The following is a 25,671-nucleotide window of genomic DNA, read 5'->3' on the forward strand; positions in this document are numbered from 1 at the left end:
TATAGAATTGAAACATATAAAACGAAGGTGGCTAGGTGCTTTGTCTGGAGGATCTGACCAAGTAAAGAATATGATATATATTAATGGTAATCGTCGAGGTCATTGTTTTATTACATCAGGAATTACGTTTAAAGAGTTTGCAAGTAACATCCCTTCACCGCTTCATCAAGTGTTGCTTTTAAAGCATAACTTTGAATGGACAGATTTTCATTATCATACTTTATTTGAATATGTTGAGGAAGAAAATATACATAAGTTAATTCAAGCAGAGATTGATGAATTTGATGAATTTTGTTGGGTAGATTTTGATGATGCAAGCGATTTAGATGAACTAGAGCCAAAAGAAATTGCAGAGCTTTTATATTTGGCTCACAAAAAAGAACCACTTGCAAGAACGTTCTTTCCGTTATTGAAAAATAGATTTGTTTATTTTTCACATGATGACGGATGGTACAACAAAGTGTATTATCGTAGAATTGCTGATTTTGTAGGAATGTTAAGTAAAGTCATTCCTTATAAACTTGGTGCTTTCGGTAAGAAACGTTTTTCTTTCTTCCAAAAATCAAAAATTTTCCCAGCAATTTCAAAAGAAGTGATTATGGGGCTTCTTCCATTAATGGAGGATGGTCTTTATATTGATCTGGCAGGGAAAATTGAGTCAAGAAGGGGTCTTGAAATTCCGGTATATGTAGTTGGTTCGTATGAAAGTACGGATGAGGTACTAGATAATATCGATGAATTGAAAGAAGAAGCAACAGAGACTGGTTGGCTTATTTTTGATAAGAAAGAACAAGAGTGGCAATGGGTTGTGGACTAAGAAAACTTGGCGCATGGAGTCAAGTTTTCTTGTCTTTTGAAAGGAGTACAAATGAAGAAATATTATACAATTGTGGGTATTATAAGTATTATTCTTGTGGCAATTTTACTTATAACTTGTCCGAAAGAATCAGATTTTAAATTGTATCTAGAAGATAAGTATGCATTGAAATGTGACGAGAGTAGTTTTGAATGCACACAAAATGTAGATGGTAAAAAGGAAAAACTAAAATTTGAAAGTACAGATGCACGAAATGGTGTATTCTTTATGACTGTAAAGCAAACATTTAAAACAGAAGCTGATGTTACGAAAGAATATAGCGGGGTAGGAATGTTTGGTACATTTCTTTTTGTTTCAGAGAAGACTTTCTAGTAATAGAAGGTCTTTTTCTTATGCTTATGTTCATATAGATGAAGTAAGACAAGCATAGGAGGGATATTGATGAAGAAGGAATGTATTGTTTGTGGCGGTGAGGAGTTTTTCTCTTCTACATTATACGCACGTACAAAACAAGATTGGGCATATGCGCCAAACATGTACCGTTTTGAAAAGGTGTTTATTGAGCATAGGGATGAAGAAAATTATCCAGTGTTTCAAGAAATTACAGCGAAACATTGCTGTGGATGCGGTCATATTATGTTGTATCACGAATGAACACACCAAGTATAACTTGGTGTGTTTTTTTAAAACGCTGACAAAGCAAGCGGATAAAGTAAAGTAAATAAAACAGAAAAACTCCCAAAACCAATTGCTGTATATCCAAGTGTTCTTGCTCCGAAATTGACAGCTAATAAGCCAACTAAAATCGCAAGGGAACCGAGTGTAACTGGATAAAATGCAATGGAGAAAAGCGAAAGAAATAAAGCGACATAGCCTATCATTGCACCGATATTTGTACCTTCTATTTCATTTGCAATTTCTTTACGCTTATGTCTAATTGGAAGGCCAGCTGGTGATATTTCAGCTGCATACTCTTCGTTTTTTTCACCACTTTTAAAATGATGATTTCTCTTTCTTCGCATGTACATCCCTCTCTTTCAATTGGGTGTACCTATAGTATCTTTCATAAAGAGAAGAACATGAGTATGAGTTAAACCCAAGTTAAGCAAAAATTGGAGAATAAAGATTCCTTCATTAGCATGTACATTTCCTAATGAAGATAAAACAGGAATTTTGGAAAATGATGTAGAATGAAATGAGTGATAAAGCGTGAAGGTAGGGGAATGTATGACGAAATTTAATTGGCATGAATCAGCAGAAAAGAAATGGGATAGTAGTGCAGAGTTTTGGAATCAAAATAGTCAAGAGATGTGGGACAGCGGGAGTAGGAGTACAATTATTCCGTTTTTTGAACAATATGTGAAGAAAGAAGCCGAGGTGCTCGATGTTGGTTGCGGTGATGGGTACGGTACATATAAATTAAGTCGCGCAGGCTATAAAGCAGTTGGAGTGGATTTATCAGAAGTGATGATTCAAAAAGGGAAGGAGCGCGGAGAAGGACCGAATTTATCTTTTATAAAAGGAGATCTTTCTTCCTTACCATTTGAAAATGAACAATTTGAAGCAATTATGGCAATTAATTCTTTAGAATGGACCGAGGAGCCATTACGAGCATTAAATGAGATTAAGCGTGTTTTACAAAGAGATGGATATGCATGTATTGCAATTTTAGGACCAACAGCAAAGCCGCGCGAGAACAGTTATCCTCGTTTATACGGTAAAGACGTTGTTTGTAATACGATGATGCCCTGGGAATTTGAACAGTTAGCGAAAGAACAAGGTTTTGAAGTTGTAGATGGAATCGGTGTATATAAGCGCGGAGTAAATGAGAAGATGTTAGGTCAACTTCCTATAGAGTTACAACAATCGTTAACATTCTTATGGGTATTTATGTTAAAAAACGTATAAAGAAATGAAAGAATTTTTAGGAGGTAAATAAGTGCAGAAAATACAAAAAACTGATACAATATCATCAGAACCAATTAAAGGGGGACTAGGGTATATGACAACTACTACAACAGTTAAATCCGACATTGAAATCGCACAAGAAGCAAGTATGAAGAAGATTCAAGAAATTGCAGCTGAATTAAATATTTTAGAAGATGAATTAGAGCCATACGGGCATTATAAAGGTAAGTTATCTCTTGATATTTTTAAGCGCTTACAGAATGAGAAAGACGGTAAAGTTGTTTTAGTAACAGCGATTAACCCAACTCCAGCTGGAGAAGGTAAATCAACAGTAACAGTTGGTTTAGGTCAAGCTTTTAATAAAATTGGTAAGAAAACAGTAATTGCACTTCGCGAACCATCTCTTGGACCAACGATGGGGCTAAAAGGCGGAGCAGCAGGTGGTGGTTTTTCACAGGTTGTACCAATGGAAGACATTAACCTTCACTTTACTGGAGATATCCATGCGATCACAACTGCTAATAACGCGTTAGCGGCGTTTATTGATAATCATATCCAACAAGGAAATACACTTGGAATTGATACGCGTAAAATCGTTTGGAAACGATGTGTTGACTTAAATGATCGTGCCTTACGTAACGTAGTAATTGGTCTTGGTGGACCGGTTCAAGGTGTACCACGTGAAGATGGTTTTGATATTACAGTAGCATCTGAAATTATGGCCGTATTCTGCCTTGCAACAGATATTCAAGATTTAAAAGCACGTCTATCGCGCATCGTAGTTGCTTATAACTTTGCAAATCAACCTGTAACGGTTAAAGATTTAGGGGTAGAAGGTGCGTTAACATTACTACTAAAAGACGCATTAAAACCAAACTTAGTACAAACGTTAGAAAATACACCAGCTATCATTCACGGCGGACCATTTGCGAATATCGCTCACGGTTGTAACAGTGTTATCGCTACTACAATGGCAGCAAAATTAGGTGATTATGTTATTACAGAAGCTGGATTCGGTGCGGATTTAGGCGCTGAGAAGTTTTTAGATATTAAAGCTCGTGCAGCTGGTATTAAACCAGAAGCAGTTGTTATTGTTGCGACAATTCGTGCGCTTAAAATGCATGGCGGCGTAGCAAAAGATCAATTAAAAGAAGAAAATGTAGACGCGTTAGCAAAAGGTATGGAGAACTTACAGAAGCACGTTGAAACAATTCAAAGCTTCGGTGTGCCTTTCGTAATTGCAATTAATAAATTCATTACAGATACAGATGCAGAAGTTGCATACTTACAAGAATGGTGTAATGAGCGTGGCTATGCAGTATCCTTAACAGAAGTTTGGGAGAAAGGCGGCCAAGGCGGAGTTGACCTTGCTGAAAAAGTACTAAAAGAAATCGAAAAAGGTGAAAACAACTACGCACCACTTTATGAATTAGAATTACCATTAGAAGAAAAAATCCGTACAATTGCTCAAAAAGTATACGGTGCAAAAGACATTGAATTTGCTCCGAAAGCACGTAAGCAATTAGCTCAATATGAAGGCGAAGGTTGGAGTAACCTACCAATTTGTATGGCGAAAACACAATACTCTCTTTCTGACGATGCAACGAAATTAGGTCGTCCATCTGACTTTATCGTTACAATTCGTGAGCTAAAACCATCTATTGGTGCAGGCTTTATCGTTGCGTTAACAGGAACAATGTTAACAATGCCAGGCCTTCCGAAACAACCAGCAGCACTACAAATGGATGTAAATGAAGATGGAAAAGCAGTAGGTTTATTCTAAAAGGTTGTAATTCATCTCGTTTATCTGTAAACTATATATACATCAAGTGGCGCCTTTCCATCGAAAGGCGCCTGTTTTTTGGAGGAAATTATGTTTGATCCAACTGCTTTTGATAATTTAAAAGTAATCGTAGAAGGCGCTGTATATGATTTTGATTTACATGGAGATATTCTTGTAACAGATCGAAAAGATATGATGGACCTTGCTTCATTAAGTCGTATATATCATATTTCATTTCAATTAACAGAACCATTCGAACCGTTAGTAGAAGCAACATTTTCACTATCTGTAGATGCAAAGAACTTGTCAGGTGAAATATTAGAAGTACCACAATTTACACCAGGTTGTGAAATGAAATTAGCATTTTCATTCCCGATAGAAAAACCAGAAGTAATGTGCGAAGAAATTGAAACTTTCATGCATTCTATATGGGGAAAAGAAAGAATGATTACGCAAAAACTTTCATACGAATATAATAAGCAAGCGATTTCATATCATAATAAGGTAGAGGTTCTATTTCAAAAAGCGATTACAGAAGACCATGTTGATGATTTAATAGCTGTTATTTCACACATGATAGAAACGGTGCGAACAATACAACATTTTCTTCAAAAATAGAGATAAAGGAGAAAAACAAATGATAAAAGATATGCAACCATTTTTACAACAAGCTTGGGAGAAGGCTGGTTTTAAAGAGTTAACTGAAATTCAAAAACAAGCGATTCCAACTATTTTAGAAGGACAAGACGTTATAGCTGAATCTCCAACTGGAACAGGAAAAACATTAGCGTACTTATTACCCCTTTTACATAAAATTAATCCTGAAGTAAAACAGCCACAAGTTGTTGTTTTAGCACCAACACGTGAACTTGTCATGCAAATTCATGAAGAGGTTCAAAAGTTTACAGCAGGAACTGAAATTTCAGGTGCATCTTTAATTGGTGGTGCAGATATTAAGCGCCAAGTAGAAAAATTAAAGAAACACCCAAGAGTGATTGTCGGTTCACCAGGACGTATTTTAGAATTAATTCGTATGAAAAAGCTAAAAATGCATGAAGTGAAAACAATTGTATTTGATGAGTTTGATCAAATTGTAAAACAAAAGATGATGGGCGCTGTGCAAGATGTAATTAAATCTACGATGCGTGATCGTCAATTAGTATTCTTCTCAGCGACAATGACAAAAGCAGCAGAAGATGCGGCGCGTGATTTAGCAGTTGAGCCACAATTAGTACGTGTAACACGTGCAGAGTCAAAAAGCTTAGTTGAGCATACGTATATCATTTGTGAGCGACGTGAGAAAAATGATTATGTAAGAAGAATTATGCATATGGGCGATGTAAAAGCAGTTGCTTTCTTAAACGACCCATTCCGTTTAGATGAAATTACTGAGAAATTGAAATTCCGTAAAATGAAAGCAGCAGCTCTTCATGCAGAAGCAAGTAAACAAGAGCGTGAAGCAACAATGCGTGCATTCCGCGGCGGGAAATTAGAAATTTTACTTGCTACTGATATTGCAGCACGCGGTATCGATATTGACGATTTAACACATGTAATTCACTTAGAATTACCAGACACAGTAGACCAATATATTCACCGCTCTGGACGTACTGGACGTATGGGGAAAGAAGGAACTGTTGTATCTCTTGTAACACCACAAGAAGAGCGTAAATTACTACAATTTGCGAAAAAACTAGGTATCGTATTTACGAAGCAAGAAATGTTCAAAGGATCATTTGTAGAAACAAAACCGAAAGCACCAAAGAAAAAGAAACCAGCATTTACTGGGAAGAAAAAGCCTAGATAAATAATGTGGAAGGCGTAACTATTTGTAGTTACGTCTTTTTGTTTGTAATCAAGTGATAAAGGGAATTGTATTAGTGTTTTTTTATGTGCCTATCATATATATGCTTCTACTGGGAGTATCGAAAAAAGGATAGTTTATTTATTTCGTTTATACGAGGAAATAATATAAAAAAAGTCGAATATTAAACTGATGCGAAATAATAAAAAGAAGGTACACATATGGATAGGAAATTAGGAATGTTTTTAAATACGAAACATATTGAAGTAAACGAAGGAATAAAGAAGGCGAGAGAATGGGGGTTAGAATATATTCAATTATATGCTATGAATCCGCCTTTCAACTTAGCTAACATTTCAAAGGTACAATGGAATACATTAAAAGAAAACTTATCTTTTAATGAGATTCAAGTCCCGTCATTAGCAATTAGCTTCGGAGAAAATGGAATAATAGGAACTGAAGCTGAATGTGCAATAGAGAGTTTTAAATATATTACTGATAAAGGGTTAAGGTTAGGAGCTAACATAGTAACAGCCCATATTGGGAAAATCCCTGATGATGAAAATAGTGAGCACTATGATAAAATGCTACGTGTTTGTAATGAAATAGGGGACTTAGCGTTCAGATTTGGAGGATTCTTCGCCATTGAGACGGGATCTGAAAAAGCAATAGTATTAAAACGATTTTTAGCAACTGCAAACTCGAAAGGACTAGCTGTTAACTTTGACCCAGCAAATTTAATTAGTGATGTAAATGAAAATCCGGTAGAAGGTTTATTGCTATTAAAAGATTATATAGTACAAACTCATATTAAAGATTGTACAAAAGTGAAAAGCGATAGTTCAAGTAAGTATATTGAAGTCGCAGCAGGGAATGGTGAAGTAGATTTCGATATATTCTTCAAAGTATTAGATGAAATTGGATTCGAAGGATATAACATGATTGAAAGAAATGATTATTTTGATGAACTGGATGGGATGAGTCAGTCGATAAATTTTGCAAAGAAGTACATACCAACTCAAAAGGAATAATGATAGTACATGTAGAAACCTACTTAGAATATAAAAAACATTAGGGGGAAATGAAATGATTCATAAGGTCGGACAAATTATGCTGTATGTAAACAATCAAGATGAGGCAGTCAATTTTTGGACGGAAAAGGTAGGGTTTCATGTAGTAGCAGAGGAAGATAACAAACAAGGAATGAGATGGATTGAAATCGCTCCGACTAACGGTGCTGAAACGAGCATTATACTACATAATAAAGAAGTGATTTCTAAAATGAGCCCAGAATTGAATCTTGGTACACCATCGTTAATGTTCTTCTCAGAAAATCTTGATCAATTATATACAGATTTAACAAATAAAAATGTTACTGTTGGCGAAATGGTAACTATGCCTTCTGGTAAAGTATTTAACTTTGCTGATAGTGAAGGGAATTATTTTGCGGTTATGGAAAAGAACCAATAATAATATTGTTATGTGAAAATCCCCCTCAAACATATTGAGGGGGATTAAATCTTTGAAATGAATTTATCATGAGAGAGTTGTTTAATAAAAAATGTTCCTTTTTCAATAGCGGTTTCCATATAACCGACAATTTGATTAAACGTAAACACCTGTAAGTCTTCATGCAAATGTTGCTCGGGATACAACATATCTTCAAAAAGATACTTTCGAAATTCTAAAACATTTTCTTTAGAAACCTCTTCAATATCGACAATGTGAGCCTCTTGATTGAGAAGAGAGAAAAGCTGTTGTTCTTTATCGTAATGATGAAGCAACTTTGCATTTAACAATTTAAAATCGTTATAGTACATAGGTGCGATCGTTTCATCATTTTCTATTCTATTTTTTAACCAAGGAAGAAAAAAGCCACTTAGCCAATTATCATCAGCAATGAGGTGAGTGTAATAGCCTAAGAGAAAAGGGGAATCCATTTGAGCTTTATATTTTTGAAAAAAAGAATTAAAAGCTATCCTTCTCGTATAGTTTTTCGTTGTGCCAGCGTAAAAGTGTGAAGTTCCTTTTTCTTCTGCTGAATGAACTGCATCAGGGGCTACACCTCCAAGTATGAAAGAAGTTTTATCTTGAATACATAATTTCTCGGCAATCCTGTTAGCAATAATAGCATGCATAATTCGTGATCCCATGAATGACACCTCGATTTCAAGTATTCATTTCAGGAAGAGGACTGGACAGTTAGTATGACTTTCCCTGTACTTTTTCTACTTTCGACCCATTCATGTGCTTTCCCTGCATCTTGAAGTGGAAAAGATTTCGTAGCCTTGATTTGCAAACGTCCGTTACGCAAATAACGGAAAACTTCATTTGCAGTTTCTTGGAGTAGTTCAGGACGTTTTTTTCGTGTAGTTCCAAAGCTAAAACCGAGTATAGAGCGGCAACTTGCATGTAAATCTTTCGTTTGGAAATTGCCAATTTCACCACTTGCATTACCGAAATGAATGAGGCGGCCGTAATAAGCAAGACATTTTAAACTTCTTTCCGAAACCGTTCCAGAAATAGAGTCCAAAATGATATTCACTCCTTCTCCATATGTTAGCTCATTGACTTTCTCTACAAAATCTTCATCCTGATGACAAAATACATAATCAGCCCCAGCATCTAAAGCAATTTCTTTTTTTGCTTCACTTCTGACAGTACCGATAACTTTTCCCGCCCCTAATAGTTTTGCAAGTTGAATAGCAGTAGTGCCAATTCCGCCAGCAGCCGCATGAATGAGTACTGATTCGCCTTGTTGAAGCCTTGCAACATTTGCGAGTAAATTATAGCTTGTAAAAGATACAATCGGACAAGCAGCTGCAGTTTGAAAATCGACTTCATCAGGTAAAACAAAAGTAAGGTTTTCATTTGCAACAACGTATTCTGCGTAAGATCCATTTTGAGGAAAAGCAATGACACGTTGGCCAGGGTGAATATTTTTCACATGAGAGCCGACACGTTCTACAATACCAGCGGCATCTATCCCTGGAATAAAAGGTAGTGCTTTATTTCCTTTTTTGCCATAACGTGATTTAATGTCAGCAAAATTAACACTCGTAGCAACAACACGAATTAAAACTTGATCTTTTGAAATAGCTGGAATATCCACATCTGTATATTTCATCACTTCAGGACTACCGAACGACGTTACAACGATAGCTTTCATCATATATCCCCCTAAATTTGACTATATAAATCATTTTAAGTCTTCATTAGAAATTGGAAAATTATATAATTGTTATGCAAGGTTATAAGTGAAGCTTATGAACGCATTGAATCATTATATTAATTTATATAAAAAACTTTTGAAAAAATCGAACGAAATATAGATTACTTGCCAATATAAAGTGTAAGACAAAGGAGGGGTGGTATATGAAGGATGAAACAGTGTATACAGATTTGATCCAATTAACTTTATCAGGAAATAAAGAAGCGTATAGCGAATTATATGATGTAACGATTCACGAAGTATATAAGACAGCACATTTTTTAATAGATGATAAAACGGATGTAGATGATGTCGTTCAAGAAATATACATACAGCTATATGAATCGCTTCGTAAGTATGATAGCGAGAAGCCATTTCGTCCTTGGCTAATTGGACTTGCAATTAAACAAATTCATTCTTATAGAAGAAAGAGGTGGATGCGACTACGAATTATAAAAAAAGCAGAAGAGCAAAGAAAACCGGTACAAATTGATTTTTCTAACGATCTTATAAGTAAAATATCAAACCAAAAATTAATCGAACTTATTCATAAATTACCGTATAAATTGAAACAAGTTATTATTTTAAGATACTTACATGATTACTCTCAAGAAGAAGTAGCACAAATATTACATATTCCAATTGGTACTGTGAAATCTAGAATTCACGCAGCATTAAAGAAACTACGTCAAAAAGAGCAAGTAGAAGAAATCTTTTTAGGAGAGGTAGGGAATGTGAAATGAGTTTAGATTGTAGAGTTCGAGAATCTATACGAGAAGAAGCGAAGGGGATTGTTGCCCCACCGGAGTTAAAAGGAAAAGTAATCGTTCAAATAAAAATGAATCAAGGGGGGCGTAAGAGGAGGAAACGCCTTATCGCAGGAGTACTTGCGGCGGCTTTTTTAATTCCGACGACTGGTTTTGCGTATCAATCTATTATGGCAGATGGTATATACGGGTCTTTTGAAAACCTAAAAAAACACGCTGGAACGATGACATTAGAGGCGTACATGCGTTTTAGTGCAAAGTTATCACAAGCGAAAGATGAAATGGGTACAAAAGAATATGAAATGTTTACAAAAGAACTAAAGAAATTAACAAATGCAAAGCTTGCGTACGGAGATTCGAACGGCAATATTGATTATGATGCATTATCGCCAGCAAAAAGAGAAGAAATGAAAAAGGTAAGTATGGGCCTTCAACCATACTTTGATAAATTAAATGGTCATAAATCAAGTAGAGAAGTATTAACGCAAGAAGAGTTTGATCGCTATATGGAAGCTTTAATGACACATGAAATCGTACGAGTGAAGACAAAATCAACCGGTGCAATAAAACTAGAAGAAGTACCTGAGGCATATAAAGAAAGATTTATGAAAGCAGAGCAGATTATGGAGTATGTAGACGAAAAGGTGAGATAAGTAAAAAGGGAGAACTTGTGAAAAAATCAGGTTCTCCTCGTTTAGTTGAAAAATAAAATGATTGCATGTGTTTTGGGAGAAGTAAGTGAGATAACACTTTTATATGTTTTTTAAAAATAAGATATATCTGGATCGGCGGTATGACTTTGTTGTGGAAATAATAGTCTTTCAAAATATGGAGATGATTGTCCGTGTAATCGTAGTTGTTTTTCAATTTCAACGGCAAAACGGCGAGCATCCTCTGCACTACGTTTCCCTGTAACAATATCATACATTAAGTTTAAAGCCATAAAGTTAGCAGCTTCTAGGTCGCATTTAGCAGTGGCTTCACCAACAGTGCGATCTAAATATAAACTACCATCAAATTTCGCTAATTCATCTAAAAATTGTACAGGTACTTTAAAGTCAATTGTTTGTGCTAAATAGTCCAAATGAGGTGTTGGAAAATTATGAGGAACGGTATCAAGATGAACAACTGTGCGCTTCCATGGACCATTATTGTGCCAAATAATCTGTCTAGTGCTTGCTTCACTCGGTAAACCGTATTTATTAATTAAGGTATAAACTGTTTTTTTTTGATCTCCACTCCACCCATTTAAAATTTGGTCTAAAACAGGGTGGACTCCTGATTGTTGTCGATAATAATCATTGTAACCATAAGTCATTGTAATTCCCTCCTTATATAGTAATTAGAACGCCTTGTATTTATTATATGGTGGGCATTTGTCTAAATTTCCTATTATATATTTTAGGATAGATACAAAAAAATAAGGTAGAGTAGAATTATCCTTCATTTTTGCTATTTGCAGTATCTTTTTGTATAAAACAATCTAAAAGGGAATAACCAGCTATTAAGCTAATTATCGTAACAAAAGTTGTATTGATAAGAATAATATTAGCTAAATAAGGTAAGTACGCACCAAGCGGTGAAAAGAGTAGAGCTGGAGAAAAGGAAATGAATAGTGTAGGCACAGTAATGGCGATAAATTTATCCGGTTGAAAGCGCCAGTTTTGTTTACTTGTTTCACGATTAATAGATTGAAGGAATCGTAATAAAATGCCGACTATAAGAGGGAAGAGTGTAAAGTAGAATAATCTTGGATAAACTTTAAAGTGTACTTGTGCGTCTGTATCTAAATAAAATTGAATTTTCACTCCGACAAATAATAATAAGACGATAAATAATGTAAAGCAGAGGTATAGCATCACTTTTTGCATTATATTCCACCATCCTTTACTCAAAATATATTCAAAAAAAGAAGAGATATACAATAACTACTGTTGTATATCTCTTCTTTTACGGCTATTTAATAGTGGTGTTTGCTTTTTCTTGCTTCGTGAAATAATCTATAATGCCCATCGCACTAATTTCTATATCTAGATGTAAAATGTTATAAACGGAATGATCTGATGGAACGTTTAACTTTGTAAGGTGAGAAGAGACCTTATCCATTAATACAGTTTGCAAAGCTTTAGTAGCCTCATCGAAATCATAATATTTTTCAAAGACCTCTTTTCCAGTATGAACGAAAATAGGTAACCAATGTTCTAGTTGCTTATATACTTCTGTAACATTGGATGATGCACCGTAATGACCGAAATAAATAGTATCTACATTCATACTTTGAATGTGATTTTTAGAAGCAATCATCGCATCGGGTTGGAATTGTGAAGGGGATGTTGATGGTAAATATAGTTCTACACCGACGTCTGCGAGTTCTCTATAATAAATGCCGATTGTATCGCCAGTAAAAATACCGTTTGTTAATGAATCGTGAATGCTAATATGGTGCTTTGCATGTCCCGGTGTATCATAAAATGTAAGGATGCGGTCTTCTGCAATTTGTAACGTATCACCATGTTGTACAATATGAACACGTTCTTCTTCAATTGGAAGAATTGGATCAAAAAGTTTATCGAAATCTTCTTTGTACACAGCTTTTGCACCTAAAATGAGTTTTGTTGGGTCAATCATATGACGAGCACCGCGAGAATGCACATATAAAGTAGCATTTGGGCATTTTTCCATCATTAAACCAGCAGCACCGGCGTGATCTAAATGAACATGTGTAACGATAATGTTTTTAACTTCGTTTAAATCAATATGTAATTGTTGTAAGCCGTCTAAAATATACGGAAGAGAAGGGGCTGCACAAGTTTCAATTAAAGTAATATCATCACCTAATAAAACGTACGTACCAGTTCGTTCATTATGTTGTAAATCAAAATCATCAATCAGATATAGGTGAGAAGATAATTGTTCTACTTTTTTCATCTTTACCACTCCTTATATACGGTATGTAACTATTATACGCTAAAAATACAAAAAGGCAGAAAACGAAAGTTTCGTCTTCTGCCTTTTTGTAATGTTCTTATTTTCTTTGTTGTTTATTAATAGACATAATGAATAGTCCAACAATGCCGCCAACTAATGGAAGCATAATCTCTCCCGCTAAATTAAAGTAGGAGCTTAAAAATAAACCATTTACATCGATTACCCAGCCAATCACATACAATAACATCATATATAGTACGAAATAAAACTCGCGATTTGAAATCGTTTCATGTTGTGCAGTTTTCATATTGAACACCATCCTTTTCTATAATAATAGAATATAAACTGTCACATTTTGTTCACAATTTAATTGTAAAACTTTCCATCATAAAAGTCTAGTAATTTGTGTCGAATTTTCGAACAGAAATAAAGCGTTTACAATCGTGGGGAGAAAATACGTAATAAGAGCTGTAAATTCACGAATGTAGTATAGTATAAACATAGAATGATAGTGAAGAGAGGGGCAAAGACAATGACAGTTTATGATTTTTCAGCTAAAACAATAACAGGTGAAGAAAAATCGTTAAAAGATTACGAGGGAAAAGTACTTCTTATTGTAAATGTAGCTAGTAAATGCGGGTTTACACCGCAATATAAAGGATTACAAGAAGTATATGATAAATATAAAGAACAAGGGCTAGAAATACTCGGTTTCCCATGTAACCAATTCGGAGGACAAGAACCAGGTACAGAAGCAGATATTACTAGTTTTTGTGAGTTAAACTACGGTGTAAACTTCCCGATGTTTGCAAAGATTGATGTGAAAGGCGATAAGGCTCATCCTCTGTATACATACATGACAGAACAAGCACCAGGTTTACTCGGTATGAAAGCAGTAAAATGGAACTTTACAAAATTTCTAATTGGAAAAGACGGAAAAGTAGTAGGGCGTTTTGCACCGCAAACGAAGCCGGTGGATTTAGAGGTTGAGATTGAGAAGGTACTTGGCGAATAACTAGGAGTTTCACTTTATTAAAAAATGCCTCAAAGAACTATTTTGTTCTTTGAGGCATTTTATTTACATTCACATTGTCAATATTAAATCGCTGAATGGAAGTCATTTGATTTAGGCGGAGAAGCAGCTTTTTTCATAAGCACTTCCCATAAGTGTACGGATTTTTTCCATTCTGCTGCGGCTTGTCCTTTTTGATACATAGCATTCTCATAACTGAAAGTAAGTTGTTGCATATCGGCCGAGTTGTAAAGTGTATCAACATGGAGAGCATATTCTCGGAATGTTTGACTCTCGTCTCGTCGTATACCAATTCGCGCAAATTGTTTTAGGAGAGAATCGTAAGCTTTTGTATAAACGGCATCATCTTTTCGATATTTATAGAAATGAATGATAAAAAACGTAATCCATTTCATTCTAGTGATGAATAGAATGTATCCTATAATACTAATCGGTATTGTAGAGAGGAATACGTACCACCAAGAAAATCCATTTTTAGAATTTGGAATCTTTTTAGTAGAAGCTTCTTCTGTATCTTCTATTAAACTTTTGAGCTTTGCTTCATTGTTTCGTTGTTGTATTGGTTCGTTATTAGAATTATATACTTCTTTATTTTGTAAAGTAGGAGCAGGAGTATTATTTATAAAATTATAGGGATTCGTAAATCCTTTTGTCGGTTCAAATGGAATCCATCCGTATCCAGGGAAGTATACTTCGACCCAAGAGTGTGCGTTATCGTTCGCGATTTTATAAACATCCTCACCTTCAGCACCCACAAGCGTATTATCAAGAGTTCCTTCTGTATAACCTTTTACCCAGCGAGCGGGAATTCCAGCAGAACGAAGTAACACGATCATAGATGTCGAGAAATTATTACAGTAGCCACTTTTTGTATCGAAAAGGAATTGATCTACATAATCTTGGTTTTGGGCAGGGAATGAGACATTCGTTGTTTCATATATAAAAGAATGGTCGGTGAAATAGTTTTCAATAGCTAATACTTTATCATATCGGGTGTCTTTATCCTTTGTTAGACTTACAGCTAAGTCTCTTACTCGCTGCGGTAATGATTTGGGAAGTTGCGTGTACTTTGTCATGAAATAAGGATTTGTTTCTTGACCTTCATTCGTTTTTACAGCTTTCAAGTTTTCTATGGAAAACTCCGGGACCTCATATGTTACTTTATATGAATGTAAAGTAGTGGAAGAGTCTCCGTCCATCGTATAGATTTTTTCTGAAAATGGGTCAACGCTGTATGATATATCAGAAGAAGCCTCAACTGATATTAACCCTGCTGGATAGGTAAGGTGAGGATACCTTTTTTGCATGGTGATTGTTGCCTTAGTTGTCTCTGTTTTTGTATTTTGTTCGTACCAGCTCACGACGTCGTTATTATTTTTAAAAGTAACCTTTTTTTGTTTTTCAGAAACGTCCCAGCCTTTTCCTGTATAAAAATCTTTCGTTTCTACTCTCCAATATTGTTTGTTTTGCGTTTGTGCTGTGAAAACAATTGTAGGATCCGCCGTAAAAGGACCGCCTAATTTTGAGTCATCTAGACCATATCCAATTTTAGAAACTTCTTGTTTTATACTTGATTCGGATGTGTTGAATTTTAAAAAATCCATTGGGTTTGGCCATTGAGGGCCAAATTTTGGCGCAAAGTATGCGACGGTTGCTGACAATGCAATAAATATTGTAAGAGGTTTAAGTAATTTTGAGATTTCCCTAGCACAATTTTGTAAGTGCTCACTCTCTTTTATATGTTCTATGCGAAGAAGACTCAGCATAAAAAAGCCGATGACAACGGTACGAATAATAGCGTGGTTTGCATTGTATACATGTAAGTTATGAAAAGCGGTGATATAAATAATAGTCAATATAAGAAATAACAATCCACGCTTTTTATGAATCATCCAAAAAGAGATGAAAGAACTCAAAAACCAAAATGATAAAAAAAATAAAAGTGTTGGAAAAACAGGAGAGATATCTAGCAAATTTCCCTGGAATAACAGGGAAGAATTTCGAGAAATATCATAAAAAAGTTTCGTTAGCCAAGATGGATTAATAAAAGCATTTTTATAATATAGGAAATGAATGATGAATAAAATCGTGATGATCTTTATTGGAATCTGCCACTTTGTTTGAAAAAAAGAGAGAGTGAAGCAAATCCCTATAAATATTACAAAAATATCTAATCTACCTACATTTGTAATACCTATAAGGGGGCTTAGCCATTCTAGTAAAAGTAGAAATGCGCATACATGCATGAAAAATCTAGTCATATCCCATTGTTTTTTTGTCTGTAATGTTATCATTTGCTCACCTCAAAAAACACGTTTGTATACTGGTTTCCATAAACTACATTTACAAATATTTTTCGTTTTTGTAGAGTTTCTAGAATACTAAGTTCGCGATGTGATAGTTGATTTGCTTTTTCTTTTACGACAAACACCATTAATTTTCTATTTTTTATAGCAGCATAGTCAGCTGCCTTTTGAATATCGGGAGAAAGATCACTTGTCACGAGTATAATTGTTACGGGTTCATAAACTTTTCTTAATTCCATTTCTACACTTCGGGAGAGCGGGAATACACTGTCCGCTTGTACTTTTGCTAAATGACAAAAGATTTGATGTAACTGACTATCTCCATTGTCTAAAGGGAAAAAAGTTCGTTCTTTTCCGGTAGATACGAATGACGCCGGTGAATTTTGCTTCAAAACAGATCTGACAATAGAGGCAGTAAATGTGACGACTGATTCGAATAGAGGGGATGGGGTTCTGTCCATAAATATCATAATATTATGGCTGCGCTGTTGTTCAAACTCTTTCGTCATAATGTTGTTTGTTCGTGCAGTTGCTTTCCAATCAATCCATGAAAAGCGGTCACCAGGTTTATAGTCTCTCACACCGACAGAAATGGTAGAGTCTTTTACTAAATTTATATTTGCTGAAAGTGCTCCTTGTTCGAAATGATTTTCCATTTGTCGATACGTTATATCTACATACTGAGGGTAGACTAAAAATGTATCTGGAACTGAAAAAATTACTTCTTTCTCCATCATACCGAATAGATCGCCAGTTTTGACACGTACGCTTGAAAAAGTATGCTCTCCTCTAGGGATTGTGTCGATTGCATATTGAAACGAAATATTTCGTTTCAATCCTGGAAAGAGTATTACTTTATTCATCTTCGTTTGTTTACAATTTGTAAATTGTGATGGTAGTTCATCTTCTATAATTAAGTAAAGCAAGGGGAAAGGAAAACTTCTTTTTATTGTAATGGTGCTTAAAAAAGGTTCTCCTGCTGCATATTCGTCTTGATTTGTTATTCGTTTTACTTCAGCGTTCCGCAAAGCATAGAAGGGGAGTAATAGTGAATAAAGGCCAATAGGAATCATACTGTAAAATAAAAACCAACTTACAAATCCTCCTTGAAGCATAGCGTATACAAATGTTAGGACTAGACATAAAGGAATGAGTAATAACTTAGTAAAATGATAGATTGATCGTAGTATTCGTTTCATCAAAGGTTCATCTTCCTTTGAGTCGGCACGGTAGTTCGCGCAACGATTTTTGCGATAATTTGTTCTCCTGTAATTCCTTCAAATTTTGCTTCCATTTTTAGAATGAGTCTGTGAGCCAACACGTAAGGAGCTAAAAATTTAACATCGTCTGGAATAACATAATTTCTGCCATGGATGAATGCATAAGCTTGTGAAGCTTTCATTAAAGCAATCGAGCCACGCGGACTTGCACCTAGCTGTATAGAACTATAAGAACGAGTCTGACTAACAAGCTTTATAATGTAATGCTTAATTCCTTTGTCCATACTTACTTCCCGTACGCTTTGTTGCAAATAAAGTAATTCTTCTATTGTAGTAATAGCTTGTAAATGGGAGAGGGGATTTGTTTTTTCCATCCGGTTTAAAATTTCAAATTCTTCTTCTGGCGAAGGATATCCCATTTTTAGCTTCAATAAGAAACGATCGAGCTGGGCTTCTGGTAAAGGATATGTTCCCTCATATTCGACCGGATTTTGTGTAGCCATTACAAAGAACGGTTTTGGTAACGGTCTTGTCATACCATCTATTGTAATATTGCCTTCTTCCATACTTTCAAGTAAGGCAGATTGTGTTTTGGGAGATGTACGATTAATTTCATCAGCCAGTATAAAATTCCCCATGATTGGCCCAGGCTTGAACTCGAATTGGAGCTCTTTCGGATTGTAAATAGAAACACCTGTTACATCTGACGGTAGTAAATCAGGTGTGAATTGAATTCGCTTGTAATCAGCATCAATGGATTTAGAAAGAGCGCGTACTAACATTGTTTTCCCAACGCCAGGAACATCTTCTAATAGTACATGACCTTCAGCTAAGAGAGCTGTCAAAGCTAAAATCGTTTCTTTTCTTTTTCCGACCATTAATTTTTCAATATTGTTCATTATTTTTTCTATAATGGGATGTAATGAATCAAGTTGGTGCATCGTAATCCTCCTAATTTTATTATCGTTTTCTAATCTATTTAGTGGAAAATAGAACGTACCTCTCTATGTGCGAGTATAAAACTCTTACCTTTAATTCTGAGAATATTCAGATTATTTATTCTGATTACATCTAGTATAATTGTTTCAGTAACTAAGGGCAATATGGTAAATAATGATTTCTATTTTTATGTGAAATATGTCTTGATATAGAATAGTATCGTCGGTAAAAGTAGAAGAGGGGAAGGAAAGATTGACCTCAATGAGCAAAATAAATAGCGTAGGAAACCCTACGCGTATAGTTTGGAACATATATTAATCCCCCTTGTGAATAAAAAATAAAGTCGACTTCACATGAAGAGATCAGCTATTTAAATTATTACACTCCTTTATTTTGTATCTTTCTTATATTCTTTTCGTTTATTTAACCAAATATGAATTAATTCTACCAATTCCATTGTTTCAATCTCACAATATTCTCCTTTACCATCTTCGGCTAAATTGTCTAATATAGTAGTTGTGTCGTTCTGAATTTCTAAACCGCAAATGTTGCCATTTACTACCACATAATTTTTTTCTCCGTTTAAAATACTATGTATTTCTTCTAAAATCCAATCTCCAAAAGCTGCAACTTCAATTCCTAAAAAAGTTTCAACAAGTTTAATTTCTTTAGGAAGTCTCATAACTAAATCGCCACTGTTAAGCACTTCAAAACTATATGGATATTTCATGACTATTTTCCTCCTTTTACTTCTCTATTAATCTCATAAGCTCTATTAAGGTAATAAATTCTTATACTATCATCACTATTTTCCTACTTAAATTATAGTAAAAGTAGATTATTATTAAACTTATCTATCCAATATTTCTCTGATGTAGGTATGAATTCAGTGAAATCTTCATATGTACCACTCCAATCTTTTGGTACATAGTTTTCGTATGATGCCGGTTCTGGAAACATTGAATATAGTATTTTATTATCAAAGTTAATTAATAAGATTGGACTAAAATCTAATAGATCTTCTCCTGCATTTTTCCTTTTAATATTTTCAAGTAGTAAATAATTTAATTCATCTTTAGTTGTTTTATATTGATTAATCCTTACTAAAAATACTTCTACAGTTTCATGATCTAATACTTTTATTCCATTTCTTTCTTCCGCTTCGTCATTATCTTCAATGCTTATACCTAAATTTTTATATGCGTTATCTAATTTATTATAATCTAAAAACCATAGTTCTTTATCTGTTACATACCATCTAAACTCATTTTTATATATGACGGCTACGATAATGTTTTCTGCATAAAGCGGTTCTAATTTCATAATATACTCCTTGTATTATTATCTTAAAATCCTGCCATTCTTGGTGTATTCTTCTATGGATTCAATCTAAGTTGCTGACAATTCATATGGATTTTCTGGCGTTTTTTGTTCAACTATTTTCAGGATAGTTGCCCTTGATATGGTGGATTTAAAGTATTGTATTTTCATTTATGACCTCATCTAACGATTTAGGTATACCAAATTTAACTACTCCCAAATTACTTCCTCTATTATATAAGAAATTTTTTGGAAGCTCATTATTATCTGTACTTCATCTTAAATTTTGATAGAAGCAAGGAAGTAATTTAACAGTCAGTGAAGGATGTGAGCCCTCCACAATGATTAGATTTTCACTTTTTTATATTTTTTCCGGAATTTTTGACAATCTCTTGAACTGTGCGAAATGTCACATCTGTATTTTACAACCTCTCTTATAGTAAGGGTATGTAAGAGAGACGTATTAAAGGAGTGAACAGTATGAAGAAGAAACCTTCAGCACTAATGAGACGTTTAAAATATTTTTCACCAATAGATCGTTATAACGATAATCATACACAAGAAACATATGAAGATCGTGAATGGGAGAATGTGTACAGAAAGCGTTGGCAGCATGATAAAGTAATTCGTTCTACACATGGCGTGAACTGTACTGGTTCATGTAGTTGGAACATTTATGTGAAAGATGGAATTGTAACTTGGGAAGGACAGGAGCTTAACTATCCAACAACAGGTCCAGATATGCCTGACTTTGAACCACGAGGATGTCCACGTGGAGCGAGTTTTTCTTGGTACATTTATAGTCCACTTCGTGTGAAGTATCCGTATGTACGTGGTGTTCTTTGGAGTATGTGGCAAGAGGAATTACAAAATAATGAGTCACCATTAGATGCTTGGAAAAGTATTGTGGAAAACCCTGAAAAAGCACGCAAGTATAAGCAGGCACGTGGTAAAGGGGGATTCGTTCGTGCAAATTGGGATGAAGTGTTACAACTCGTTTCTGCTTCATTATTATACACAGTAATGAAATACGGTCCAGACCGAAATGTTGGTTTTTCACCAATTCCAGCTATGTCGATGTTAAGTCATGCTGCAGGCAGCCGCTTTATGCAACTTATGGGTGGACCGATGCTTAGTTTCTATGATTGGTACGCAGATTTACCACCAGCTTCTCCGCAAATTTGGGGCGATCAAACAGATGTACCAGAAAGTAGTGACTGGTATAACTCTGGTTACATTATGACATGGGGTTCAAATGTACCGATGACAAGAACACCAGATGCACACTTTTTAGCGGAGGTTCGATATAAAGGAACGAAAGTCGTTTCTGTCAGTCCTGATTTCGCTGAGTCAACAAAGTTTGCAGATGATTGGATTAGTGTGAAACAAGGTACAGACGGTGCACTTGCGATGGCAATGGGGCACGTGATCTTACAAGAATTTTACGTAGATAATCAAGTGGAATACTTCACAAAGTATGCGAAGCAATATACTGATTTTCCTTTCTTCGTTACATTGAAACAAAAAGGAGACCAATTCGTTGCGGATCGATTCTTAAATGCTTCTGATATTGGACGCGAAACAAAGTTAGGAGAATGGAAACCTGTACTTTGGAATGAAAATACGAATGATTTTGCAACACCTCATGGCACAATGGGGTCACGTTGGGATAACGAAAAGAAATGGAATTTACGTTTAGAAGATGAAGAAACAGGCGAAAAGATTGATCCACGTCTTTCTTTACTTGGAATGGAAGATCATGTTGGAACTGTACAAATCCCGTACTTCTCTGATGATGGAAACAAAGTATTAGAACGTACAATTCCAGTGAAAAAGGTTATGACAAAAGAGGGCGAAGTGTTCGTTACTACTGTATATGACTTAACGTTAGCAAATTACGGTGTGAACCGAGGGCTTGGTGGACAAGAGCCGAAAGACTTCAATGATGACGTGCCGTTTACACCTGCATGGCAAGAGAAAATGACAGGAGTAAAACGAGATCTAATCATTCAAATCGCTCGTGAGTTTGCACAAAATGCTGTTGATACGAACGGTCGCTCAATGATTATTGTCGGAGCTGGTATTAACCATTGGTTTAACTCTGATACGATTTATCGCGCCGTTTTAAATCTTGTACTTCTCGTTGGGGCACAAGGTGTAAACGGCGGTGGCTGGGCGCATTACGTTGGGCAAGAAAAATTACGACCAGCAGAAGGGTGGCAAACAATCGCGATGGCAAAAGATTGGCAAGGGCCACCAAAATTACAAAATGGTACATCTTTCTTCTATTTCGTAACAGATCAATGGCGCTATGAAGATACACCAGTTGGACATTTAGCATCACCAGTCGAAGGCAACTCTCGTTATCAACATCACGGTGATTACAACGTTTTAGCGGCGCGACTTGGTTGGTTACCTTCTTATCCGACATTTGAGAAAAATGGAATTGAACTATATAAAGAAGCTGTTGCTGCTGGTGCAACAACGCAAGAAGAAATCGGAAAATACGTTGCACAAAAACTAAAAGAAAAAGAACTGAAATTTGCGATTGAAGATCCAGATAATAAAAATAACTTCCCGCGCAACTTATTCGTTTGGCGTGCAAACTTAATTTCAAGTTCTGGTAAAGGACACGAATATTTCTTAAAACATTTATTAGGTACAACGAACGGATTAATGAATGATGATAGTGATTCATTACGACCAGAAGAAATTAAGTGGCATGAAGAAGCGCCAGAAGGGAAGTTAGATTTACTCATTAATTTAGATTTCCGTATGGCTGGAACAGCGCTTTATTCTGATATCATCTTACCTGCTTCAACTTGGTATGAAAAGCATGATTTAAGCAGTACAGATATGCATCCATTTGTACATCCATTTAATCCGGCAATCGGTTCACCATGGGAAGCACGTTCTGACTGGGATATTTTCACTTCACTTTCTAAAGCTGTGTCAGATTTAGCAGAGAAAATTGATCTTGAACCAATGAAAGAAGTTGTTGCAACACCACTTCTTCACGATACACCGCAAGAATTAGCGCAACCACTTGGTAAGATTAAAGATTGGAGCAAAGGTGAGTGTGAACCAATACCAGGTAAAACGATGCCACAAATTCATGTTGTCGAAAGGGATTATAAAACGATTTATGACAAAATGACGGCACTTGGACCAAATGCCGGGAAACAACCGATTGGTACGAAAGGAATTTCTTGGTCGGCAGAAAAAGAGTATGAGCAATTAAAGAGCCGATTAGGAGTTGTTCAAACAGATTCTATTGCGAAAGGTTGTCCAGACATAAAAGAAGCAATCAATGCTGCTGAAGCGGTATTAACGCTTTCTTCTACAACAAACGGTCATATGGCTGTAAAAGCATGGGAAGCACTTGAAAAACAAACGGATTTAAAACTACGTGATTTAGCAGAAGAACGTGAAGAAGAATGCTTCACATTTGAACAAATTACAGCACAACCAAAAACAGTAATTACTTCTCCAGCCTTCACAGGTTCAGAAAAAGGTGGACGTCGTTACTCACCGTTTACAACAAATGTGGAACGTCTCATCCCTTGGAGAACAATCACTGGACGACAATCTTTCTATTTAGATCATGACATGATGAAAGAATTTGGTGAAACGATGGCAACATTTAAACCAATTCTGCAACATAAACCGTTCCGTAAATCACGACCTGAAGTAGAAGGAAAAGAAATTACATTAAACTATTTAACGCCGCATAATAAGTGGTCCGTTCATAGCATGTATTTCGATTCATTACCGATGTTAACGCTGTTTAGAGGTGGTCCAACTGTTTGGATGAATAAAGAAGATGCTGCTGAAGCAGGTGTTGCAGATAATGATTGGATCGAGTGCTTTAACCGTAACGGTGTTGTTGTAGCACGTGCTGTTGTAACGCACCGTATACCGAGAGGAATGGCGTTTATGCACCATGCGCAAGATCGTCACATTAACGTACCTGGTACGAAATTAACAAGTAACCGCGGGGGAACACATAATAGTCCAACTCGTATTCACGTGAAACCAACACATATGATTGGTGGATACGGTCAATTAAGTTATGGATTTAACTATTATGGTCCAACTGGGAACCAGCGCGATTTAAACGTTGTAATTCGCAAACTGAAGGAGGTAGATTGGCTTGAAGATTAAAGCACAAGTCGGAATGGTAATGAACCTAGATAAATGCATCGGCTGCCATACTTGTAGCGTAACGTGCAAAAACACCTGGACAAATCGTCCAGGTGCTGAATATATGTATTTCAATAACGTAGAAACGAAACCTGGCATTGGTTATCCGAAGCAATGGGAAGATCAGGAGAAATATAAAGGCGGTTGGGAATTGAAAAATGGTGAAATTCAGCTGAAATCCGGTTCGAAAATGAAGCGTCTTATGAATATTTTCCACAATCCAGATCAACCAACAATTGATGATTACTTTGAACCGTGGAACTATGATTATGAAACGTTAACAAATAGTCCGCAGCGTAAACATCAGCCAGTTGCTCGTCCGAAATCAGCAATTACAGGCGAATTTATCGACAAAATTGAATGGGGTCCAAACTGGGAAGATGATTTAGCTGGTGGACATATAACGGGTTTACAAGATCCGAACGTAAAGAAAATGGAAGAAGAAATTACAACCGATTTTGAAAATGTCTTTATGATGTATTTACCACGCATATGCGAACATTGTATGAATCCATCTTGCGTATCGTCTTGTCCATCTGGTGCGATGTATAAACGGGAAGAAGATGGGATTGTTCTTGTAGATCAAAATGCATGTCGTGCATGGAGATTTTGCGTATCGTCTTGCCCATATAAAAAAGTGTACTTTAACTGGCAAACGAATAAAGCGGAAAAATGTACAATGTGTTTCCCACGTATTGAAGCTGGTATGCCAACAATTTGTTCGGAAACATGTGTAGGACGTATCAGATATATTGGGGTAATGCTATATGACGCTGACAAAGTAAAAGAAGCGGCTTCTGTTGAGAATGAAAAAGATTTATATGAATCTCAGCTTACTGTTTTCTTAGATCCAAATGATCCAGAAGTAGCAGCTGAAGCGAAAAAACAAGGCATTCCTGAAGAATGGATTAAAGCGGCACAACAGTCACCAATCTATAAAATGATTATTGATTGGAAAATTGCTCTACCTCTTCATCCGGAGTATCGTACAATGCCAATGGTTTGGTATATCCCACCGCTTAGCCCAATTATGAATATGGTGGAAGGGAAAGGTAGTAACTGGCAAGCAGAAGAGATTTTCCCTGCTATCGATAATATGCGTATTCCAATTCAATATTTAGCGAATCTACTCACTGCAGGAGATGAATCACATATTCGACTTACATTGAAAAAAATGGCTGTTATGCGAACTCATATGAGAGCACTGCAAATTAATAAAGAACCAAATGAAGCGGTATTAAAAGAACTCGGTTTAACGAAACAGGATGTAGAAGATATGTATCGTCTTCTTGCTATCGCAAAATATAAAGATCGTTTTGTTATCCCGACGTCTCACCGCGAACAAGTTGCAGATTTATATAATGAACAAGGAAGCTGTGGTTTATCATTTGCAGGTGGTCCAGGCTCTTGCATGACAATTTCTTAAATAATG

26 protein-coding genes are annotated in these 25,671 nt (G+C 35.6%); 14 read left to right on the forward strand and 12 right to left on the reverse strand.

What is annotated here, in order from left to right:
* The first annotated feature begins 40 nt into the window (after positions 1-40).
* The 3 genes from ACTFSI_RS10495 to ACTFSI_RS10505 all read left to right on the forward strand — a co-directional run bounded on the left by ACTFSI_RS10495 (position 41) and on the right by ACTFSI_RS10505 (position 1,471).
* Entirely contained in the window at positions 41-817 is a 777-nt protein-coding gene (locus ACTFSI_RS10495) for an oxalate:formate antiporter (protein ID WP_000014091.1), read from the forward strand.
* 51 nt (positions 818-868) lie between these two features.
* Positions 869-1,189, forward strand: coding sequence for a hypothetical protein (locus ACTFSI_RS10500; RefSeq protein ID WP_000761170.1), 321 nt, complete (start codon positions 869-871; stop codon positions 1,187-1,189).
* 69 nt (positions 1,190-1,258) lie between these two features.
* Positions 1,259-1,471, forward strand: a complete 213-nt coding sequence (locus ACTFSI_RS10505; RefSeq protein ID WP_000711202.1) for a hypothetical protein — start codon at positions 1,259-1,261, stop codon at positions 1,469-1,471.
* Between the two features lie 29 nt (positions 1,472-1,500).
* Here ACTFSI_RS10505 and ACTFSI_RS10510 read toward each other — a convergent pair whose 3' ends face one another.
* Positions 1,501-1,839 carry a hypothetical protein gene (locus ACTFSI_RS10510; protein WP_044792607.1) on the reverse strand — a complete coding sequence of 113 codons (339 nt, stop codon included), beginning with the start codon at positions 1,837-1,839 and terminating at the stop codon, positions 1,501-1,503.
* Positions 1,840-2,044: 205 nt separating this feature from the next.
* Here ACTFSI_RS10510 and ACTFSI_RS10515 point away from each other — a divergent pair, with 205 nt between their 5' ends.
* From ACTFSI_RS10515 to ACTFSI_RS10540, 6 genes are all read left to right on the forward strand, one after another.
* Positions 2,045-2,725: a class I SAM-dependent methyltransferase gene (locus ACTFSI_RS10515; protein WP_048552229.1), complete on the forward strand. Its 681-nt coding sequence runs from the start codon at positions 2,045-2,047 to the stop codon at positions 2,723-2,725.
* 94 nt (positions 2,726-2,819) lie between these two features.
* On the forward strand, positions 2,820-4,508 hold the full coding sequence (locus ACTFSI_RS10520) for a formate--tetrahydrofolate ligase (protein WP_012644371.1): 1,689 nt from the start codon (positions 2,820-2,822) through the stop codon (positions 4,506-4,508).
* Between the two features lie 90 nt (positions 4,509-4,598).
* Positions 4,599-5,126, forward strand: a complete 528-nt coding sequence (locus tag ACTFSI_RS10525) for a hypothetical protein (protein ID WP_000460208.1) — start codon at positions 4,599-4,601, stop codon at positions 5,124-5,126.
* A gap of 19 nt (positions 5,127-5,145) precedes the next feature.
* Positions 5,146-6,315, forward strand: coding sequence for a DEAD/DEAH box helicase (locus ACTFSI_RS10530; RefSeq protein ID WP_000588613.1), 1,170 nt, complete (start codon positions 5,146-5,148; stop codon positions 6,313-6,315).
* 218 nt (positions 6,316-6,533) lie between these two features.
* Positions 6,534-7,343, forward strand: coding sequence for a sugar phosphate isomerase/epimerase family protein (locus ACTFSI_RS10535; protein ID WP_138322110.1), 810 nt, complete (start codon positions 6,534-6,536; stop codon positions 7,341-7,343).
* Between the two features lie 55 nt (positions 7,344-7,398).
* Positions 7,399-7,782, forward strand: coding sequence for a VOC family protein (locus ACTFSI_RS10540; protein WP_000581478.1), 384 nt, complete (start codon positions 7,399-7,401; stop codon positions 7,780-7,782).
* A gap of 44 nt (positions 7,783-7,826) precedes the next feature.
* On the opposite strand, the gene ACTFSI_RS10545 is transcribed toward ACTFSI_RS10540, so the two are convergent.
* A complete protein-coding gene (locus ACTFSI_RS10545) occupies positions 7,827-8,465 on the reverse strand; it encodes a zinc dependent phospholipase C family protein (protein WP_138322109.1) in 639 nt (212 codons plus the stop codon).
* A 29-nt stretch (positions 8,466-8,494) separates the two neighbouring features.
* Positions 8,495-9,481, reverse strand: a complete 987-nt coding sequence (locus ACTFSI_RS10550) for a quinone oxidoreductase family protein (RefSeq protein WP_138322108.1) — start codon at positions 9,479-9,481, stop codon at positions 8,495-8,497.
* Positions 9,482-9,687: 206 nt separating this feature from the next.
* Here ACTFSI_RS10550 and ACTFSI_RS10555 point away from each other — a divergent pair, with 206 nt between their 5' ends.
* Both ACTFSI_RS10555 and ACTFSI_RS10560 read left to right on the forward strand, forming a co-directional pair.
* Positions 9,688-10,266, forward strand: a complete 579-nt coding sequence (locus ACTFSI_RS10555; RefSeq protein ID WP_138322107.1) for a sigma-70 family RNA polymerase sigma factor — start codon at positions 9,688-9,690, stop codon at positions 10,264-10,266.
* Positions 10,263-10,943 carry a DUF3600 domain-containing protein gene (locus ACTFSI_RS10560; RefSeq protein WP_000050706.1) on the forward strand — a complete coding sequence of 227 codons (681 nt, stop codon included), beginning with the start codon at positions 10,263-10,265 and terminating at the stop codon, positions 10,941-10,943. The genes ACTFSI_RS10555 and ACTFSI_RS10560 overlap by 4 nt, the downstream gene beginning before the upstream one ends.
* 110 nt (positions 10,944-11,053) lie before the next feature.
* Here ACTFSI_RS10560 and ACTFSI_RS10565 read toward each other — a convergent pair whose 3' ends face one another.
* From ACTFSI_RS10565 to ACTFSI_RS10580, 4 genes are all read right to left on the reverse strand, one after another.
* A complete protein-coding gene (locus tag ACTFSI_RS10565) occupies positions 11,054-11,608 on the reverse strand; it encodes a hypothetical protein (RefSeq protein ID WP_138322106.1) in 555 nt (184 codons plus the stop codon).
* Positions 11,609-11,726: 118 nt separating this feature from the next.
* Positions 11,727-12,161, reverse strand: a complete 435-nt coding sequence (locus ACTFSI_RS10570; protein ID WP_001174527.1) for a hypothetical protein — start codon at positions 12,159-12,161, stop codon at positions 11,727-11,729.
* 85 nt (positions 12,162-12,246) lie between these two features.
* Positions 12,247-13,218: an MBL fold metallo-hydrolase gene (locus tag ACTFSI_RS10575; RefSeq protein ID WP_070805869.1), complete on the reverse strand. Its 972-nt coding sequence runs from the start codon at positions 13,216-13,218 to the stop codon at positions 12,247-12,249.
* Positions 13,219-13,315: 97 nt separating this feature from the next.
* Positions 13,316-13,525: a DUF3925 family protein gene (locus ACTFSI_RS10580; RefSeq protein WP_000844975.1), complete on the reverse strand. Its 210-nt coding sequence runs from the start codon at positions 13,523-13,525 to the stop codon at positions 13,316-13,318.
* Positions 13,526-13,750: 225 nt separating this feature from the next.
* On the opposite strand from ACTFSI_RS10580, the gene bsaA reads away from it, so the two are divergent.
* Positions 13,751-14,233 carry a glutathione peroxidase gene (bsaA, locus tag ACTFSI_RS10585; protein WP_000219438.1) on the forward strand — a complete coding sequence of 161 codons (483 nt, stop codon included), beginning with the start codon at positions 13,751-13,753 and terminating at the stop codon, positions 14,231-14,233.
* An 83-nt stretch (positions 14,234-14,316) separates the two neighbouring features.
* Here bsaA and ACTFSI_RS10590 read toward each other — a convergent pair whose 3' ends face one another.
* The 5 genes from ACTFSI_RS10590 to ACTFSI_RS10610 all read right to left on the reverse strand — a co-directional run bounded on the left by ACTFSI_RS10590 (position 14,317) and on the right by ACTFSI_RS10610 (position 20,039).
* Entirely contained in the window at positions 14,317-16,545 is a 2,229-nt protein-coding gene (locus tag ACTFSI_RS10590; RefSeq protein WP_138322105.1) for a transglutaminase TgpA family protein, read from the reverse strand.
* Positions 16,542-17,756 (reverse strand): DUF58 domain-containing protein, encoded by a 1,215-nt coding sequence (locus ACTFSI_RS10595; protein WP_000821919.1) that lies wholly within the window; start codon positions 17,754-17,756, stop codon positions 16,542-16,544. Before ACTFSI_RS10595 ends, ACTFSI_RS10590 begins: the two co-directional genes overlap by 4 nt.
* Positions 17,756-18,718, reverse strand: a complete 963-nt coding sequence (locus ACTFSI_RS10600) for an AAA family ATPase (protein ID WP_044792599.1) — start codon at positions 18,716-18,718, stop codon at positions 17,756-17,758. The genes ACTFSI_RS10595 and ACTFSI_RS10600 overlap by 1 nt, the downstream gene beginning before the upstream one ends.
* Before the next feature lie 386 nt (positions 18,719-19,104).
* Positions 19,105-19,446: a hypothetical protein gene (locus tag ACTFSI_RS10605; protein ID WP_000877034.1), complete on the reverse strand. Its 342-nt coding sequence runs from the start codon at positions 19,444-19,446 to the stop codon at positions 19,105-19,107.
* Positions 19,447-19,538: 92 nt separating this feature from the next.
* Positions 19,539-20,039, reverse strand: coding sequence for a hypothetical protein (locus ACTFSI_RS10610; RefSeq protein ID WP_044792598.1), 501 nt, complete (start codon positions 20,037-20,039; stop codon positions 19,539-19,541).
* Between the two features lie 477 nt (positions 20,040-20,516).
* Between ACTFSI_RS10610 and ACTFSI_RS10615 the strand changes: the two genes are divergently transcribed.
* Together ACTFSI_RS10615 and narH are read left to right on the forward strand one after the other, a co-directional pair.
* Entirely contained in the window at positions 20,517-24,200 is a 3,684-nt protein-coding gene (locus tag ACTFSI_RS10615) for a nitrate reductase subunit alpha (RefSeq protein ID WP_138322104.1), read from the forward strand.
* Positions 24,190-25,665: a nitrate reductase subunit beta gene (gene narH / locus ACTFSI_RS10620; protein ID WP_138322103.1), complete on the forward strand. Its 1,476-nt coding sequence runs from the start codon at positions 24,190-24,192 to the stop codon at positions 25,663-25,665. Before ACTFSI_RS10615 ends, narH begins: the two co-directional genes overlap by 11 nt.
* Positions 25,666-25,671: the final 6 nt, after the last annotated feature.

Origin of the sequence: Bacillus cereus group sp. MYBK101-2 (assembly GCF_051918845.1) — a bacterium.
Taxonomy (GTDB): Bacteria; Bacillota; Bacilli; order Bacillales; family Bacillaceae_G; genus Bacillus_A; species Bacillus_A paranthracis.